Source organism: Enterobacter quasiroggenkampii (genome assembly GCF_043972695.1).
Taxonomy (GTDB): Bacteria; Pseudomonadota; Gammaproteobacteria; order Enterobacterales; family Enterobacteriaceae; genus Enterobacter; species Enterobacter quasiroggenkampii.
Genome location: NZ_CP143745.1, coordinates 3,562,596 through 3,581,073, shown reverse-complemented (window position 1 = coordinate 3,581,073; position 18,478 = coordinate 3,562,596). Strand labels below are relative to the sequence as shown.

Below are 18,478 nucleotides of genomic sequence, written 5' to 3'. Positions count from 1 at the left end.
CTTTTTATTCACCAATATTCTGTAAGTCTCTGATATTGCGATTTTGTGATGTGGCGCAGAGGCCCGTTTCAGAATGCGCCGGGTAACCGCTTCATTACCCGGCGGATGCATTTTAGCGCAGCGCCCTGGCGATCGCGCTAAACATCAGAGAAGCTTCCAGCGGCTGGGCGCTGAAGGACGGCTCCGCCTGCGGCCAGGTAGACCACTGGACGATGACCAGATTTTCCTTCGGGTTCACCACGATCATCTGCCCGAAAATGCCCAGCGCCCAGAGCGAACCTTTTAGCGAATCCTGTGCCGTCGGCTCTACGCCCGCGGCGTTCGCGGGCACTTCATTGTTCCACCACTGATAGCCGTACAGCCCCTCGGGATGGGCGTCTGATACCGAGCCTTTGGCCTTCGTCCAGTCTGACGACTGCCGGATCCAGTTTTCCGGCAGGATGGTCTTACCGTTCGGCAGCGTACCGTTGTTCAGGATAAATTGCCCGAAGCGTCCCCAGTCCTCCAGCGTGGCGTTAAAGCCGTGCGCGCCGACGTCGTGCTGGCCTTTGCTGTAGGCATGCCACACGCCGTCGCTCGCCATGCCGTAAGGCTGCCAGATGCTTTTCTCCAGATAGGCTGCGAGCGTCATGCCGGTGGCCCGCTCCAGCACGTCACCCAGCAGCCAGGCGCCACCCGAAGAGTAAGACCAGCTCTCTCCGGCCGGATGCGCTCTGCGTAACCCCTTCACCAGCTTGCGCACGCAGTCATAGGTACCCGGTTTCGCCTCGCACTCGGTGAGCTGCGCAAAGTCGGAGTGGGGGTTGGTATAATCCTCGTTCCAGGCCACGCCGGAGGTATGGGTGATCAGCTGTTTGAGCGTCACGCCATCCCACGCGGTGCCTTTCAGGTCGGGTTCATACCGCGTGATCAGATCGTCAAGCGAGTGGATCTTTCCCTCTTTGAGGGCCACGCCCACCAGCGCCGATACCACCGATTTCCCAACCGAGCGCGAGGTCCAGAGCGTCGAGTCGGTATTGCCCTCTCCAAGATACTTCCAGGCGATTTTGCCGTCCTTCAGCACCAGCATGCCGCTGACGTTCTGGCGCTGGAGGTACTCCTGAAGGCCGTAGCGCCTGCCGTTGACCTGATAGTGTGCGTCCGTGAGCGGCTTGTCCGACATTTGCAGCGGCACGGCGTTACCGTGGCGGAAACGATCCCCGGCGTAGTTGCGGTAGTCATTGCGAAAGCCCACCACGCGATCGGCCTGGCTCCAGGTGAGCATCTTATGGGGGTCTGGCAGCGTGGTGTCGAAGGGGGCTGGGCAGGCGCTGAGGTCGGTGCCTTTACAGGCCGCCACTGCCGCAGGGGAGAGCAGGGTGCTGAAGACAAGGCCCGCCAGCAGGGCATGGTTTACTTTTCTGTTTTTCATATCCGTCTCTTACAGGTTAGGAACGGCTTCAGTTTAAAAACCCCGGGGCTATAATAAAAAACGCGTAGCGGGGGAAAATCCCCCCAAAAAACAGAAGGAGCGTAGCGTGGCGGGATTGATTTACTCTTTTGCACAGCTCGAGGCATTTACCGCCGTGGCCGAGAACGGGAGCCTGAGTAAAGCCGCGGTGGCGCTGAAGAAGGACCGAACGACGCTTCGCGATCTGGTTGATTTTCTTGAGGATGGGTTAGGCTACGCGCTGTTTATTCGCGACGGCCGCACCCTGCGGCTCACGCCCGAAGGGGAGCAGCTTCAGCGCCAGGCGCACCTGCTGATGCGGCAGGTAAAAGCCTTTGAGGCGTTTGCCAGAGAGGTGCCGCACGGTGCCACGCAGGACCTGACGCTGGTCTACGATCCTTTTACGCCCAGAGCCTTTCTGCACGGGGTGATTGCTGAAATGGCGGTGCGAAAAATCCGCCTGAGCCTTATTTGCGCCTCGCGGGATGAATCGGAACGGCTGCTGGCGAACAACGACGCGGATCTCGCCATCTGCCAGGCACGCAACCGCAGCGTGGGCAATGATATGGAGTGGCGCGCCCTGGGTGCCATCGATATGGATTTTTATGCCGCCAGCGGGCTGTTTGCTGACCGTTCTTCGCCTCTGTCGCTGCTCGATCTCTCCCTGGTGCCCCAGGTCGTCATGCACCCCGCCTCGGACGAGCCGGTGGCGCGCCGCCTGCAGATTTCCGGGCATACCCTCTTTACCAATGAACCGGAGATGCTGCGCGGTTTGCTGGAGCGCGGCTGCGGCTGGGGATTCTTACCGACGCATTTTCACGCCGGGCAGTGGCAAAACGTAAAAAGGCTGCACACCGAAGTGGGCAGCCAGGGGATTGGTCAGACGATGGTCACCATCTGGAAGCCGGGAAGCGACAAGCGCAGCACGATCGCTGAAACGCTGTCGCTCTTGCCGGACGTATGGAAGCACTCAGCGCTGTGAACAGCCTTTACACTGCTGGTTCTGGATCTGCTGGAAGAAATCGTTGCCTTTGTCATCCACCAGGATAAACGCCGGGAAGTTCTCGACTTCAATTTTCCAGATGGCTTCCATGCCCAGCTCAGGATACGCGACGCACTCCAGGCTCTTAATGCTGTTTTGCGCCAGCACCGCCGCCGGGCCGCCGATGCTGCCCAGGTAGAAGCCGCCGTGCTTATGGCAGGCGTCCGTCACCTGCTGGCTGCGGTTGCCTTTTGCCAGCATGATCATGCTCGCGCCGTGGGACTGCAGTAAGTCCACATACGAATCCATGCGCCCTGCGGTGGTTGGACCGAGTGAGCCAGACGCGTAGCCTTCCGGCGTTTTGGCTGGGCCCGCGTAGTAAATCGGATGATCTTTGACGTACTGCGGCAGTTCTTCACCGTTGTCGATCAGCTCTTTCAGCTTCGCGTGGGCGATGTCGCGCGCCACGATGATGGTTCCGTTCAGCGACAGGCGGGTAGAGACCGGGTGCGCGGAAAGCTGCGCCAGGATCTCATTCATCGGCTTGTTCAGGTTGATGCTGACCACATCGCCTTCGCCCTGCTGGCGCAGCGATTCAGGAATGTACTGGCCCGGGTTGTGCTCCAGCTTCTCAATCCAGATCCCGTCGCGGTTGATTTTCGCTTTGATGTTGCGGTCCGCGGAGCAGGAAACTCCCATGCCAATAGGGCAGGACGCGCCGTGGCGCGGCAGGCGGATCACCCGGATGTCGTGGGCGAAGTATTTACCGCCAAACTGCGCGCCGAGGCCGAGGTTCTGTGCTTCCTGGAGCAGTTCCTGTTCCAGTTGAACATCGCGGAACGCCTGGCCGTGTTCGTTGCCTTCCGTTGGCAGCGCGTCGTAGTAGCGCGTGGAAGCCAGCTTCACGGTTTTCAGCGTGGCTTCCGCCGAGGTTCCGCCGATAACAAACGCGATATGGTACGGCGGGCACGCCGCGGTGCCGAGGGTGCGCATCTTCTCAACCAGGTAATTTTTCAGCTTAGCCGGGGTGATCAGCGCTTTGGTTTCCTGGTAGAGATAGGTTTTGTTGGCAGAGCCGCCGCCTTTCGCCATGCACAGGAATTTGTATTCATCGCCGTCCACGCTGTAGAGATCGATCTGCGCGGGCAGGTTGGTACCGGTATTCACCTCTTTATACATATCCAGTGCCGCATTCTGGGAGTAGCGCAGGTTGTCTTCAATGTAGGTGTTATACACGCCCTGGCTCAGGGCCGCTTCGTCACCCCCGCCGGTCCAGACGCGCTGGCCTTTTTTACCCATGATGATCGCGGTGCCGGTATCCTGGCAGGTCGGCAGCACGCCTTTGGCCGCGATTTCGGAGTTGCGCAGGAACTGCAGGGCAACGTACTTATCGTTCTGGCTGGCTTCCGGGTCGTTGAGGATGGCGGCAACCTGCTTCTGGTGGGAAGGACGCAGCATAAATGCGGCGTCGTGGAAGGCCTGCTGCGCCAGCAGGGTCAGCGCTTCCGGCTCCACTTTCAGGATTTCCTGGCCTTCGAACTCGGCAACGGAGACGTGCTCTTTGGTCAGCAGGTAGTATTCGGTGTCGTCATGCGCAAGAGGGAAGGGGTTCTGGTAGATAAACGGTTTGTTTGACATAGCTTGCTCCACAAAAATAAAACCGCCGGAGGAAGGCCCCGGCGGTCAGAAATCAGAACATCATGGACATCCACGGATAGCCAATCAGCAGCAGGGCCGCCAGGAAGATGGCACCGAAGATGGTGCCGAGGCGCCAGTAGTCTTTGGTTGGCAGGTAGCCGCTACCGTAGTAGATCGGGCTTGGGCCAGTACCGTACGGGGTGATGATCCCCATCACGCCCAGCGAGGTCACCATCAGCAGAACGAACACTTCCATATTCATGCCCGGAATGGTGGAGGCGATGGTCAGCATCGCTGGCAGCAGCGCCGTGGTGTGCGCGGTGGTGCTGGCAAACAGGTAGTGCAGCAGGTAGAACGCCAGCAGCAGGACGATGGTCGCCACGCCCGGAGAGATACCGCTCATTAACAGACCACCTTCTTTACCCAGCCAGCTGATAAAGCCGGTAGAGGAGAGGCCGTCCGCCAGCGCAACCAGGGTGGCGAACCAGACGAAGGTGTTCCACGCCGCTTTGTTACCGGTGATATCGTTCCACTCCAGCACGCCGGTCCACAGCATCAGGCCGACGATGAGCAGGGCAGCCATAGCGGGTTCAATCCACGCGGCGGCGAAGATCCACATCAGCAGCGCACAGCACACGAACACCAGCAGCAGGATTTCATTGCGGGACAGTTTGCCCAGTTTTTCCAGCTCACGGGTCGCCCACAGCGGCACTTCGTTGTTCACCTTCACTTCTGGTGGGTAGAACCAGTAAGCCAGCAGCGGCATGGCCAGAATCAACAGGATACCCAGCGGCAGGAAGGCGAGGAACCAGGTGCCCCAGGAGATATCGATCCCAACCGTACTTTTCACCAGCGCCAGCGCCAGCAGGTTCGGCGCGAGGGCGGAGAGGAACATTGAACTGGTGATACAGGCCGCGGTGATCGCCACCCACATCAGGTACGAACCAATTTTACGCGCGCTTGGGTCGTTCGGTTTAGAACCGTACAGCGGCGGCAGGTTAGCGATGATCGGGTAGATGGTCCCGCCGCTGCGCGCGGTGTTGGACGGGGTGAACGGTGCCAGCAGCAGGTCAGCAAACGTAATCGCGTAACCGAGCGTCAGGCTGCGACGGCCGAGGTATTTCACCAGAATCAGCGCCAGACGGCGGCCGAAGCGGGTTTTGTCATAGCCTGCGGCGAACATGAAGGCACCGAAAATCAGCCAGACGGTCGAGTTACCAAACCCGCTCACCGCCCACTTAAAGGAGGCGCCTGCCAGCTTGAATTTCGGGTCAGCCAGCTGTTCAGGGCTGAACAGCACCCACTGGCTGCACAGGGCAATGGCGACCACGCCGGTCAGACCGATCACCGCGCCCGGCAGCGGTTCGAAGATCAAACCCACGATTACGCCAACGAAAATGGCGAAGTAGTGCCATGCGTAAGGAGGCAGACCTTCCGGTACCGGAACAAACAGCAGCAGTACGGCGACGATGACGGGCAGTGCCATCATCAGCAGACGTTTTGCGTTTCCATTTGATGCCTGGTTCGCCACAGGGGGCGTTACAGCAGTTTTTGTATTCATAGTTTCACGTCTTAAGTTGTCAAAGATTCGGTCGTACTGAAAAAACAAAATCACTTTCTTAAGTTTTTTTGCTTTTTTTAGTTATTAAAGGTGCGGTTTTGTATTTTCAGTAATAGCAATTCAACGCTTTTATGGTGGCGTTAAATTAAAAAATGATGATGTTTTTATATTGCGCTTTTGGATGCCATAACTATTGATCGCGATCAAAAAAACAGAATTGCAGCGTTATTTTTATGCTTTTATTAATAACCACTCAGGCGTATGTGGGTATTGCCTGTTTTATTGGTTTGTTTTATCATTTTCGTAACATCTATTTTTTCTTTGTCTTTTATCTTGTTGTTTTTAATGATTTTGCATGCGTGATGGAAATTGGTTTAACCAATTTTTATTTAACGAGTTTTAAATTATTGTGAATGACTGAATTACATTCGCTAACACCAATGTGTTATTTGTGTTATTGCAGGGATTAAATAGTTTTTTAACTAACGTAATAACTTTAGAAACTAAAAAAATCATTATATTAATATCATGACATCGGCAAATAACGACGAACTAAAAACTAATCCGATAACGAATTCTTAATTTTTTAAAAGTTTGGAGTTTCTAATATGAGCACTAACGAACGTATTCTTAGCCCCTTCACATTACCGAATGGCACTGAACTGAAAAACCGTTTGTTAATGGCCCCTATGACCACCTGCACCGGCTATTACGACGGCACCGTTACCAGTGAACTGGTGGAGTACTATCGTGCCCGTTCCGGCAGTATCGGCACCATCATTGTGGAGTGCTGCTTCGTCGACGATCTCGGTCTGGCTTTCCCGGGCGCAATCGGGATTGATAATGATGAGAAAATTGCCGGGCTGGCGAAAATCGCGGAGGCGATTAAATCCAAAGGCTCTAAGGCTCTGCTGCAGATCTACCACGGCGGCCGCATGGTTGACCCGAAACTGATCGGTGGCCGTACGCCGGTTGGCCCAAGTGCCGTTGCCGCGCCGCGTGAGGGCGCAGCAACGCCAGTGGCACTGACTGGCGAAGAAGTCGAAGGCATGATCGGCAAGTTTGGTGAAGCGGTGCGCCGCGCCATCCAGGCCGGCTTCGACGGCGTGGAAATCCACGGGGCAAACACCTATCTGATTCAGCAATTCTATTCGCCAAACTCTAACCAGCGTGACGACGAGTGGGGCGGCAGCCGCGATAATCGCGCGAAGTTCCCGCTGGCGGTTCTGGATATCACCCACAAAATGGTGCGCCAGTACGCGGACGACGCCTTTATTATTGGCTACCGCTTCTCCCCTGAAGAGCTGGAAGTGCCGGGCATCCGCTTTGAAGACACCATGTACCTGCTGGAAAAACTGGCGGCGCGCGGCGTGGATTACCTGCACTTCTCCGTCGGCGCGACCCTGCGTCCTTCCATTGTCGACACCCAGGACCCAACGCCGCTTATCGAAAAATACTGCGCGATGCGTTCTGAAACGCTGGCGCAGGTTCCGGTCATGGGCGTGGGTGGCGTGGTGAATGCCGCCGATGCCAATGAAGCGCTGGAACACGGTTACGACCTGATTGCCGTGGGCCGTGCCACCATCGCCTATCCGGACTGGACCGACCGCATCGCGGCCGGGGAAACGCTGGAGCTGTTTATGGACAGCACTCAGCGCGAGGCGCTGAACATTCCTGAACCGCTGTGGCGCTTCTCGCTGGTGGAAGCGATGATCCGCGACATGAGCATGGGCGAATCAAAATTCAAACCGGGCATGTTCACCGAGAAGGTGCAGGACGACGCGAACGAACTGGTGATTAACGTCAGCCTGGAGACTGACCGCATTGCGGACATCGAGCTGGCGTCTGGCCCGAGCGAAGACGTTGAGTTCGTCACCAGCTTTGAAGAGATCCGCACCCGCATTCTGGATGCCAATACCCCGCACGTGGATGCCATCACCGGTGCAACCAGCCAGAGTGAAGCGGTGAAGAAAGCGGTCTCTAAAGCGATGCTGAAATCCAGCAAAGCGCGGGCAGCGGAAGAGGGCGTTGACCCGAACGAAACCCGCAGCGTGGACGTGGTGGTTGTCGGCAGCGGCGGCGCCGGTCTGGCGGCGGCGATTCAGGCTCACGACGAAGGCGCGAGCGTGCTGATTGTTGAGAAAATGCCAACCATCGGCGGGAACACCATTAAAGCCTCTGCCGGGATGAACGCCGCCGAAACGCGCTTCCAGCGCGTGAAGGGCATTCAGGACAGCAAAGAGCTGTTCTACCAGGAAAGCCTGAAAGGTGGCGGCAACAAGAACAACCCTGAACTGCTGCGCCGCTTCGTCGAGAACGCGCCGCAGGCAATTGAGTGGCTGGCAACCCGCGGCATCATGCTGAACGACATCACCACCACCGGCGGGATGAGCATCGACCGTACTCACCGTCCAAAAGACGGTTCTGCGGTGGGCGGTTACCTGATTAGCGGCCTGGTGCGTAACGTCAACAAACGCAATATCGAGGTGATGCTGGATACTTCCGTCAGCGACATCCTCTTCGAAAACGGTGAAGTCACCGGCGTGCGCCTGACCACCGAAGAGAATGAAACCATCACCGTGGCAGCGAAAAGCGTGATTGTGGCAACGGGCGGCTTCAGCGCTAACAGCCAGATGGTCGTGAAATACCGTCCGGATCTGGAAGGTTTCGTCACCACCAACCATAAAGGGGCGACCGGTGGCGGTATCGCGCTGCTGGAGCGCATCGGGGCTGGCACTGTCGATATGGGCGAGATTCAAATTCACCCGACCGTAGAGCAGAAAACCTCGTACCTGATTTCCGAATCCATCCGCGGGGGTGGGGCGATTCTGGTCAATCAGAAAGGGGAACGCTTCTACAACGAAATGTCGACCCGCGATAAAGTCTCGGCGTCAATCATCGCCCTGCCGGAGAAATACGCTTACATCGTCTTTGACGAGCATGTACGCGCCAAAAACAAAGCCGCGGATGAGTACATTGCCAAAGGCTTCGTGACCAGCGCCAGCTCGCCGAAAGCCCTGGCGGAAGCGCTCGGCATGGATTACCACGCTTTCCTGGCGACCCTGGAACGTTATAACGGTTTCGTTGAAAAACAGCATGATGACGACTTTGGTCGTACCACCGCGCTGCGTGCGCCCATCAATGAAGGGCCATTCTACGCCATTCAGATTGCGCCGGGCGTGCACCACACCATGGGCGGCGTGACCATCAACACCGAAACCTGCGTGCTGGACAGCAACCACAACGTGCTGCCAGGCGCGTTTGCAGCCGGTGAAGTGGTCGGCGGGATCCACGGTGCTAACCGTATCGGCGGTAACGCGGTGGCAGATATCATTATTTTTGGTACCCTTGCAGGACATCAGGCGGCTCTGCGTTCGAAAATGAGGTAAGGCTCCTGCTTCCCAGGCCGGATACGCGCAGCGTTATCCGGCATTTTCCCCGGCGGCGCGGTGCCAGCCGGGGCTACAGCTGAGGACTCCTGCCATGCCTGATAGCCATCGCGTTTACAGTTACTCCGCCGTCCTGATGGGGTCACCCATCCTCCTGAAGCTCTTTTCCCATGACGAAGCCCTCGCGTCCCGCGTGTTTCGCCTGATCAAACAGTATGAAGACCTGCTCACTGTCAACCGCGCGCACTCGCAGGTGATGGACATCAACCATGCGGCCGGCCAGCATCCGGTCACCGTCAGTCGGCCAGTGTTTGATCTGATCCGCTGTGCAAAAGCGGCAAGCCTCCTCAAGGACAGCGCCTTTAATCTGGCAATCGGTCCGCTGGTGAAGCGCTGGAAGATTGGTTTTCAGGGGGACAGCGTTCCGCCTGCCGATGAAATCACGTCGCTGTTGGCAATTACCCGTCCAGAGGATGTTCTCCTTGATGAGGCCAGCAGCAGCGTGTTTCTGACCCGGGCGGGGATGGAGATCGATCTGGGGGCGATTGCCAAAGGCTATATCGCCGACAGGGTGCGGGATTACCTGCGTAAAGAGGGCGCTGAGCTGGGGCTGATTAACCTTGGCGGAAACATTCAGACCTTAGGCTCCCCGGAAGGGGGCTGGAGCGTTGGGCTGAAAAAACCGTTCGCCGGGGATGCGCTGATCGGCACGATGGTCGTCGAGAACCTCTCCGTCGTGACGTCGGGAACGTACGAGCGCTACTTTGAGCACAACGGCAAACGCTATCACCACATTCTCGATCCGCGCACCGGGTATCCGCTGGACAACGAACTGGACAGCGTGACCATCATTTCAAAAGATTCCATCGATGGCGATATCTGGACCACGCTGATGTACGGCATGGGCGTGGAGAAGGGCTGCGCCGCGCTGCGTGCGCGTCCAGACATAGAAGCGATCTTTGTGACCAAAACAAAAGAAGTGGTGTTCTCTTCAGCACACCACTTCCGCTTTACCCTGCTGGACGATACCTACCGCGTTACTGGCAGTATTGCTTGAGCAGGCCCGTCTGCTCCGGCTGGAGACGGTAGCGATACACCGGACGCCCGGTAGCGCCGTAGTGAATGCTGGTGAACAGAATATTGATTTGCGCCAGCCAAATCAGATATTTGCGGCAGGACACGCGGGAAATATTGACCGCGTTTGCCAGGTCATCAGTAGAAAACTCCGTCTCCGGGTGTGCGTCAATCCACTGGCAAATCGTGCGCAGCGTTTGCGGCGTTAACCCTTTCGGCAGCTTTTTGCTGTCTGCCAGTTCCGGTGCCCCGCCGTGGATCAGACGGTCGACGTCCGCCTGCTCGTAATACTGATGCGACCCCATCAGGCTGTGCTTTGCCTTCCAGCCGTTCAGCGCCTCTTCAAAGCGCGGGAACTGGAACGGCTTTATCAGATAATCCACCACGCCATAATGGATGGAGGTCTGGATCGTGGCGGCGTCGGCGGCCGAGGTGATCATGATCACATCGATTGGGCGGCCGGATGCTCGAATGACGGGCAGCAGATCCAGCCCGTTATCCTGCTGCATATAGACATCCAGCAGCACCAGATCGACAGGATGGCTGGGGTCATTAATGATGGCCTCGGCCTGGTTTAGCGTGGAGGCGACGCCACAGCAGGTAAAGCCTTCAACACGGTTGACGTACAGACGGTTGAGGTCGGCCACCATGGCGTCATCATCGACAATTAATACATTTATCACGCGATATTCCTCTCGCTATCCCAGGGGATGTGAACAAAAAATTGGGTAAATACGCCGGGCTCAGACTCGACGCTGATATCGCCGCCAAGGTTCTGAATCTGCTGGCGAGCAAGGAACAGCCCAACGCCGCGGTTGTCGCCTTTTGTTGAGAAGCCCTTTGTAAAAATAGACTCCAGCTGAGTGGGATCAATGCCGGGGCCATCGTCGCTGACTTCACAGCTGAGCCAGCCATTTTGATAATGCAGCAGCAGGCCAATCTCACCTTCCTGCTGTCCTTCCATCGCGTCGAGCGCGTTTTCAATGAGGTTGCCCAGCGCGGTGATCAGCACCGCGACCTGCTCTTCACTTGCGGTATCCGGTATCTGGCTTTCATCCGCCAGCGTCAGGGTGACGCCCGCTTCTTTCGCCCGGTTGATTTTACCCAGCAGGAACCCGGCTACCACCGGGGATTTTACCTTGCTCTGTATCGTACCGATATCCGTCTGGTAATGATGTGCCGTCTGCAGGATGTACTCTTCCAGCTTGTCGTAGCGCTTCATGTGCAGCAGGCCCAGGATCACATGCAGTTTATTCATAAACTCGTGTGTATGGGCGCGCAGGGCATCGACGTAATTCACCATGCCATCAATACGCTGCATCAGCTGGCTGATTTCCGTTTTATCACGGAAGGTGGTGATGGCGCCGATCACCCGATCCTGACTTTTTACCGGGACCATGTTGCACAGCAATAGCCGGCCGTTGCAGCTGATCTCCTGATCCTGGCGCGCGATGCCCGTCTTCGAGACGTCACGCAGGCTGGCCAGCAGGGGGGCGCTGGTGTTTTCGGTCTGCTTGCCGGACGGGAGAAGCAATATTTCTCTGGCGGTCTGATTAATCATCGTCACGCGCCCGTGAATATCAACGGCCAGCACCCCCTCACGAAGCGACTGCAGCATCGCCTGGCGCTGTTCGAACAGGGCGGAAATTTCATAGGGTTCGAGTCCGAACAGGATGCGTTTCAGGACCCGCACCAGACCCCAAATCGCCATCGAACTCATAAAAATGCTGAACAAAATGGTCCAGACGGCGTTTAGCCGCCCGCGGGTAATCTGCTCTTCCACCTTATTGAGGGAGATACCGACCACCACCACGCCAATCTGCTCGTGCTGGCCGTCGTAGACGGGGGTAAATACGCGCAGCGCTTCGGCGAGCGCACCCCGGTTAACCGATACGTTCTCTTTGCCTTCCAGCGCGGGCGTTAAATCGTCGCCGATAAAATGCAGCCCCAGCAGCGCCTCGTTCGGGTGAGAATAGCGGATCCCGCGCATATCGGTGACCACGGTGAACAGCAGATCGTTTCGTTTCGTCACCGCCTGGGCGATGGGCTGAATAATATTCTCCTGCGGCGCCTGCATCAGGCCGCGCTGTATCTCGGGGCTGTCGGCGAGGGTGCGGGCAATGCCGAGCGCGGTGTCTTTGACATCATCGCGTGTGGCGCGGGTGATTTGCACCGAATAGAGCGCAAAGACCACCAGCAGCACTGAACCGATAATCGCGCATACCATCAGCGTGACCAGCGTATTGAGTTTCATGGGGCGCTTGCGCGTCGGAAGGAAAGGCTGCAAATCGCTCATCAATACTCCGCGATGATTAAGTAAGGGGGTAATTATCGCCGATGACGCGCTTTTCTTAAAGCCATGTAAAGGCGTGGATTTGGTCCTCTTTTCGTGACCCTCCTCGCAGGTCATCTATATAAAACACTTTATAGTGTGTGGGTACTCATAATAAGGAGGCTGTTTATGAGCATTCTGCTTACCGGTTCGGTCAAGGAAAGACGGCACGCCAGCACGATGAATATCGATCGATTGTCCACGCTGGACATGCTGAAAGTCATTCACCAGGATGATGCACTCATTTCTGCTGCGCTCACCCCTTGCTTACCTGTGATTGCCCGCGCGGTGGATAACGCTGCCGCGACCCTCAATCACGGTGGCCGTCTGGTGATTGTCGGGGCGGGACCGTCTGGTCGGGTCGCGCAACAGGTTGCTGATGACTATGCGCCGGGCAAAACCCCTGTGGTGGCCGTCACGGCAGAAGAGGGGGAAGGGAGCTACGAGCGCGGCGTTGCCGATCTGCAGGCCATTAAGTTTGGTGAACACGATATGATGCTGGCCGTGACCGTCAGCGGAAAAACACCGTGGGTGTGGGGGGCAATGCGCCATGCATGGTCGCTGGGGGCGCCGGTCGCCGTTATTACCGGTGATGCGCAAAGTGAAGCCGCGCAGCTGGCGAGTATGGTTATTGCTCCCGAACTGGGGGCCGATGTGGTGGCCGGCTATCTCAACACCAAAGCGGGGATTGCGCAGAAAATGATCCTCTCGATGATCGCTACCGGGCTGGCCGTTCGAACCGGACGCGTTTACAGCAACCTGCGGGTGGATCTCGAGGCAAGCAGTACCAAATGGGCCGAACGCCAAATCGCCATTGTGATGGAAGCAGGGGGATGCTCCCGGGCGGAGGCAAAAGCCGCGCTGGAGAGCTGTAACCATCACTGTAAAACGGCGGTATTGATGGCGCTGACAGGGCTGGATGCGTGGAAAGCCCATGAACTGCTGGCGCAGAATAACGGGTTCATCCGCGTGGCGCTGCAGGAAGCGCCATAACACAGACCGCGAAGAAATAAAAAAGGCCGCAGATGCGGCCTTTGGTATTTTTAAAGATTAGAACTGGTAGGTCATGCCGACGCCAACGATGTCGTCGGTGGAAATACCGTTGGCTTCGTAGAAGCTTTCATCGTTATCCAGCATGTTGATTTTGTAGTCAACATAGGTGGAGAAGTTCTTGTTGAAGCTGTAGGTCATGCCCAGGTCGATGTAGTTAACCAGGTCCATGTCTCCATGCTGACCCTGAGGGTTGCTGGCGTTGCCTGGATAGGTCATGTCCTTGCCCTTAGAGTAAACCCATGCCAGGGATGGACGCAGGCCGAAGTCGAACTGGTACTGTGCTACCGCTTCGAAGTTCTGAGTCTGATCCGCGATACCATAATCACCGTATGGCGTCATGTTGCGGGTTTCAGCGTACATCATTGCCAGATAGACGTTGTTGGCGTCGTATTTCGCGCCAAGGGTCCACGCTTCAGCTGTTTTACCGCTCGCATAATGCGCGTTGTATTGGCCTGCCGCTTCCTGCTCATTAGTACGATCAGAAGAAGAGTACGCCGCACCCAGGCTCAGGCCGGAGAGATCGCCTGAGAAGTCATAGGAGGTAGACATACCGAAGCCGTCACCGTTCTGGAAACGAACGCTGTTATGTCCGTTTTTGGTGCCTTCCTGATTTTCATCAGCGTTAGCACCTTCATTCGCACCCTGATACTGCAGCGCGAAATTCAGACCTTCAACCAGACCGAAGAAATCGCTATTACGGTAGGTTGCCAGACCGTTGGCACGGCCATTCATAAAGTTATCGGTCCAGGTGTAAGAATCACCGCCAAATACCGGCAGCATATCGGTCCAGGCTTCAACGTCGTACACGACGCCGTAATTACGGCCATAATCAAATGAACCGTATTCGCCATATTTCAGGCCAGCGTAGGCTAGACGGTTAAAGGATTTGTCACCCGCGCCTTCGGTATCGTTAGCGAACGTTTTATATTCCCACTGACCGTAACCGACCAGATCGCGAGTAATCTGGGTTTCGCCTTTGAAACCAACCTGTACATAGGTTTCATCGCCATCATCACCAGGGTTGTCAGAGAAGGTATGACGCGCGTCAACCTTACCGTACAGGTCAACTTTGTTGCCATTTTTGTTATACATTTCAGCCGCATTCGCTGCGCCTGACATTAATAACGCGGGTACCAGAAATGCCAGAACTTTTCTTTTCATTATATATTCCCTTTAAAGATAATTTATATGAATATATGTAATCACCCTCCGTAATTACAGGCTCGATACTATTCTATGGCTTGTGATTTAGTTTCAAAAATAAATGTAATTAAATTCGATGAAATATTTCAAATTATTTCTATTAATCTCTTTATTTTTCTTGTGAATTATTGGGGTGGATTTATAAGGAGTAATTATTATTAAATATTTCGCAGCGCTATTTTTAAATTCATTTAATTTGGCTATGTTATAATTCACCTTCTTTTAAACAACAGGACATGATGATGGAACTGGCCCGGTGGCAGCATGGCTTTGAGCGCTGGCTCAAGGAAAATCACCAGAACGACGATACTGCACATGATATTTCGCATTTTCGTCGGGTGTGGATGACGGCGCAAAAAATCATGGTTCACCACACGGCCGAGCCGCGGGTGATTCTGGCCGCCTGCTATTTTCACGATATTGTCAGCCTCCCGAAGAACCATCCTGAACGCAGCCAGTCGTCACGGCTCGCTGCTCGCAAGACGAGCGATATACTGCGCCGCGACTTCCCGGACTTTCCACCCGAGCATATTGCCGCCGTCGCGCACGCGATTGAGGCGCACAGCTTCAGCGCCGGTATTGCGCCGCAAAGTATAGAAGCCAAAATTGTGCAGGACGCTGACCGGCTGGAAGCGTTAGGCGCTATCGGCCTGGCGCGCGTTTTTGCCGTCTCGGGCGCACTGGGCGTGCCGCTATTTGACGCGGACGATCCCTTTGCCGATGCGCGTCCCCTCGACGACCGCGCGTTTGCCCTCGACCATTTTCAGACCAAGCTGCTGCGTTTGCCTGATACAATGCAAACGGACATGGGCCGCGAACTGGCACGTCACAATGCCGATTTCCTGATCCAGTTTATGGCGAAACTCAGCGCCGAATTACGCGGCGACTGCCTCGGGCTGGATAGCCAGGTGCTGAGCCGCTTCCGTCGCAGTTTGCGCAACTGAACTGTGGTAATCTGTTCCCAGTCTTTACTCTCCGGTTAAAAGAATGCAGGAAAATCGATCAGTGACAGAGCCCGCGCCCGCGCAGGCTGAGAAATCAACGGCAACGGTGCAGGCCTTACTGCGCCAGCTGTTGGATATCTATGATGCTAAAACGCTGGCCAGCCTGCTGGTGGCGCACGGCGAGAGCCACTGGAGCCCGGCGATCCTTAAACGTCTGCTGACCAGCGAGCGAGCAGGGCGTCGCCTGAGTGAAGGCGAGTTTCGTTGTCTGCAGAACCTGCTTCCGCGTCCTTCTGCCGCACACCCGAACTATGCCTTCCGGTTTATCGATCTGTTTGCCGGTATCGGCGGCATTCGTCACGGTTTTGAAGCCATCGGTGGACAGTGCGTGTTTACCAGCGAGTGGAATAAGCACGCCGTGCGCACCTACAAGGCAAACTGGTACTGCGATCCGCACGAGCATCATTTTAACGCGGATATCCGCGATGTGACCCTGAGCCATAAAAGCGGCGTGAGCGATGAACAGGCCGCCGAGCACATTCGTCAGACGATCCCGGCGCATGACGTGCTGCTGGCAGGCTTCCCGTGTCAGCCTTTCTCGCTGGCCGGCGTCTCCAAAAAGAATGCCCTTGGACGCGCCCACGGTTTTGCCTGCGATACGCAGGGAACGTTGTTTTTTGACGTGGCGCGTATTATTGACGCCCGTCGTCCGGCCATTTTCGTACTGGAAAACGTCAAAAACTTAAAAAGCCACGACGGCGGGAAAACCTTCCGCATTATCATGCAAACGCTGGATGAGCTGGGTTATGACGTGGCCGATTCAGAGGACATGGGCGCGGACGATCCTAAAATTATTGATGGGAAACATTTCCTGCCCCAGCATCGCGAACGTATCGTGCTGGTGGGCTTCCGCCGCGATCTCAATCTGAAAGGCGATTTTACTCTGCGGGATATTCCTTCTCTGTATCCCGAGCGCCGCCCCACCGTGGCCGATCTGCTGGAACCCGTCGTCGACGCGAAATTTATCCTGACCCCGGTGCTTTGGAAATACCTCTACCGCTATGCCAAAAAGCACCAGGCGAAAGGCAACGGCTTCGGCTTTGGGATGGTCAACCCGAACGATCCGCACAGCGTCACCCGTACGCTGTCTGCTCGCTACTATAAAGACGGCGCGGAAATCCTGATCGACAGAGGCTGGGACAAGGCGCTGGGTGAAAAAGATTTCGACGATCCGCACAACCAGCGCCATCGCCCACGGCGCTTAACGCCGCGCGAATGCGCCCGGCTGATGGGCTTTGAGACGCCGCAGGGTTATCGCTTCCGCATCCCGGTGTCGGACACCCAGGCGTACCGCCAGTTTGGTAACTCGGTGGTGGTCCCGGCGTTCGCGGCTGTCGCAAAGCTGTTAGCCTCGCGCATCCGACAGGCGGTGGCACTTCGTCAGGGTGAGGCCGTCAATGACGGATGTTCACGATAAGGCGACGCGCAGTAAAAACATGCGTGCCATCGGCACGCGTGACACCGCCATTGAAAAGCGCCTGGCCGCGCTGCTGAAGCAGGCGGGGTTTGACTTCCGCGTGCAGGATCCCACCCTGGCGGGACGCCCGGATTTCGTCATCGACGCCTGGCAGTGCATCATCTTTACCCATGGCTGTTTCTGGCACCATCACGACTGCTACCTCTTCAAAGTCCCGGCGACGCGCACCGATTTCTGGCTGGATAAGATTGGTAAGAACGTCGAGCGCGACAGGCGGGATCTGGCCACGCTGATGGCGCAGGGCTGGCGGGTGCTGATCGTCTGGGAGTGTGCGCTGAGAGGCAGATTAAAGCTGAACGATGCCGATCTGAGCGAACGGCTGGAAGAGTGGATCTGCGGCGGCGGCCAGACCGCGCAGATCGACACGCAGGGCATTCACCTGCTTACGGTTTCTCCACCTCGCAAGGCGTGACCACCGGTTTTGCCGGCAGCAGATATTTGCCCAGCGTGACCAGCACGACGGCAAACACGATGATGCCAAGAGCAATCCATTCCACAGGTGAGAGCGTTTCTCCCCCCAGTCCCGTTCCGAGCAGCACGGCCACGACCGGGTTGACGTAGGCGTAGCTGGTGGCGACAGCCGGAGAGACGTTGCGGATCAGGAACATATAGGCGTTAATGGCGATGATAGAGCCAAACAGCGCCAGGTAGCCTACCGCGAGAAAGCCCGACAGGTCCGGCAGCGCGGTCAGCTTTTCTCCCGTCAGCGCCGAGGCCAGCAGCAGGACAATCCCCGCGGCAAGCATCTCAATCGCACCGGCCATCATGCCGGTCGGCAGTTCGATACGCGACCCGTAGACGGAACCCAACGCCCAGCTCATCGAGCCAATCAGGATAATCACCGCGCCCCACGGATTCCCGCTCAGGTTGCCGCCGCTGTTGAGCAGAACAATGCCGGCCAGGCCAATCCCAATCCCAAGCCATTCCAGCTTGCGGGTGCGGATGCCGAAAAGGCGGCTGAAGCAGAGGGTAAACAGCGGTACGGTGGCAACGACCACGGCGGCGATCCCGGACGGGACGTTCTGGTGCTCGGCAATCGTCACAAACCCGTTACCCACCGCCAGCAGCAGCAGGCCGATCAGGGCGGCATTCAGCATCGGGCGTAGCGGGGGAAGCTTATGCCCGCGCAGGAGCAGGAAGGCCAGCAGCAGGATGCCCGCCGAGAGGAAGCGAATGCCCGCCATCATCAGCGGCGGCCAGCTCTCCACGCCGATGCGAATGACAAAGTAGGTTGACCCCCAGATGATGTACAGCGAAAAGAGTGCCCCGATAAGCGGTAGCATTTGCCGGAAACGCATAATCCCTCACGACGAAATAAAAAGTTCGCTGATAGTAA

General features: G+C 56.6%; 14 protein-coding genes. 7 read left to right on the top strand and 7 right to left on the bottom strand.

Translation table 11 applies throughout. The features are described 5' to 3' along the window. Positions 1–112 precede the first annotated feature (112 nt). Complete coding sequence (locus V1572_RS17195; protein ID WP_069718951.1) at positions 113–1,411, bottom strand: serine hydrolase; 1,299 nt, start codon at positions 1,409–1,411, stop codon at positions 113–115. 106 nt (positions 1,412–1,517) lie between these two features. Between V1572_RS17195 and V1572_RS17190 the strand changes: the two genes are divergently transcribed. Then, the gene (locus V1572_RS17190; protein WP_048029380.1) at positions 1,518–2,411 is read left to right on the top strand and encodes a LysR family transcriptional regulator; all 894 of its coding nucleotides are present in this window, start codon (positions 1,518–1,520) and stop codon (positions 2,409–2,411) included. On the opposite strand, the gene fumA is transcribed toward V1572_RS17190, so the two are convergent. Then, positions 2,400–4,049, bottom strand: coding sequence for a class I fumarate hydratase FumA (fumA, locus tag V1572_RS17185; RefSeq protein ID WP_069718952.1), 1,650 nt, complete (start codon positions 4,047–4,049; stop codon positions 2,400–2,402). The two genes, V1572_RS17190 and fumA, sit on opposite strands and share 12 nt — an antisense overlap. Positions 4,050–4,101: 52 nt before the next feature. Continuing rightward, on the bottom strand, positions 4,102–5,610 hold the full coding sequence (locus V1572_RS17180; RefSeq protein WP_008500292.1) for an anion permease: 1,509 nt from the start codon (positions 5,608–5,610) through the stop codon (positions 4,102–4,104). A gap of 608 nt (positions 5,611–6,218) precedes the next feature. Here V1572_RS17180 and V1572_RS17175 point away from each other — a divergent pair. Next, entirely contained in the window at positions 6,219–8,999 is a 2,781-nt protein-coding gene (locus V1572_RS17175; protein WP_167211375.1) for a flavocytochrome c, read from the top strand. Positions 9,000–9,093: 94 nt separating this feature from the next. After that, on the top strand, positions 9,094–10,056 hold the full coding sequence (locus V1572_RS17170) for an FAD:protein FMN transferase (protein ID WP_048223892.1): 963 nt from the start codon (positions 9,094–9,096) through the stop codon (positions 10,054–10,056). On the opposite strand, the gene dcuR is transcribed toward V1572_RS17170, so the two are convergent. Continuing rightward, positions 10,037–10,756 carry a two-component system response regulator DcuR gene (gene dcuR / locus V1572_RS17165; protein WP_045908149.1) on the bottom strand — a complete coding sequence of 240 codons (720 nt, stop codon included), beginning with the start codon at positions 10,754–10,756 and terminating at the stop codon, positions 10,037–10,039. The two genes, V1572_RS17170 and dcuR, sit on opposite strands and share 20 nt — an antisense overlap. Beyond that, the gene (locus V1572_RS17160) at positions 10,753–12,369 is read right to left on the bottom strand and encodes a sensor histidine kinase (RefSeq protein WP_048223891.1); all 1,617 of its coding nucleotides are present in this window, start codon (positions 12,367–12,369) and stop codon (positions 10,753–10,755) included. Before V1572_RS17160 ends, dcuR begins: the two co-directional genes overlap by 4 nt. 165 nt (positions 12,370–12,534) lie before the next feature. Between V1572_RS17160 and V1572_RS17155 the strand changes: the two genes are divergently transcribed. Next, a complete protein-coding gene (locus V1572_RS17155) occupies positions 12,535–13,398 on the top strand; it encodes an N-acetylmuramic acid 6-phosphate etherase (RefSeq protein WP_048223889.1) in 864 nt (287 codons plus the stop codon). Positions 13,399–13,455: 57 nt separating this feature from the next. On the opposite strand, the gene ompC is transcribed toward V1572_RS17155, so the two are convergent. Continuing rightward, a complete protein-coding gene (gene ompC / locus V1572_RS17150; RefSeq protein WP_325841193.1) occupies positions 13,456–14,619 on the bottom strand; it encodes a porin OmpC in 1,164 nt (387 codons plus the stop codon). Positions 14,620–14,903: 284 nt separating this feature from the next. Here ompC and V1572_RS17145 point away from each other — a divergent pair, with 284 nt between their 5' ends. The 3 genes from V1572_RS17145 (at position 14,904) to V1572_RS17135 (ending at position 17,554) form a co-directional block, all read left to right on the top strand. Further along, positions 14,904–15,605, top strand: coding sequence for a phosphohydrolase (locus V1572_RS17145; RefSeq protein WP_252076961.1), 702 nt, complete (start codon positions 14,904–14,906; stop codon positions 15,603–15,605). Positions 15,606–15,666: 61 nt separating this feature from the next. Then, positions 15,667–17,082: a DNA cytosine methyltransferase gene (locus tag V1572_RS17140; RefSeq protein WP_350223604.1), complete on the top strand. Its 1,416-nt coding sequence runs from the start codon at positions 15,667–15,669 to the stop codon at positions 17,080–17,082. Next, complete coding sequence (locus tag V1572_RS17135) at positions 17,063–17,554, top strand: very short patch repair endonuclease (protein WP_395299407.1); 492 nt, start codon at positions 17,063–17,065, stop codon at positions 17,552–17,554. The genes V1572_RS17140 and V1572_RS17135 overlap by 20 nt, the downstream gene beginning before the upstream one ends. Here the strand turns inward: V1572_RS17135 and yedA are convergent. Beyond that, a complete protein-coding gene (yedA, locus tag V1572_RS17130) occupies positions 17,526–18,440 on the bottom strand; it encodes a drug/metabolite exporter YedA (RefSeq protein ID WP_395299406.1) in 915 nt (304 codons plus the stop codon). The two genes, V1572_RS17135 and yedA, sit on opposite strands and share 29 nt — an antisense overlap. Positions 18,441–18,478 lie beyond the last annotated feature (38 nt).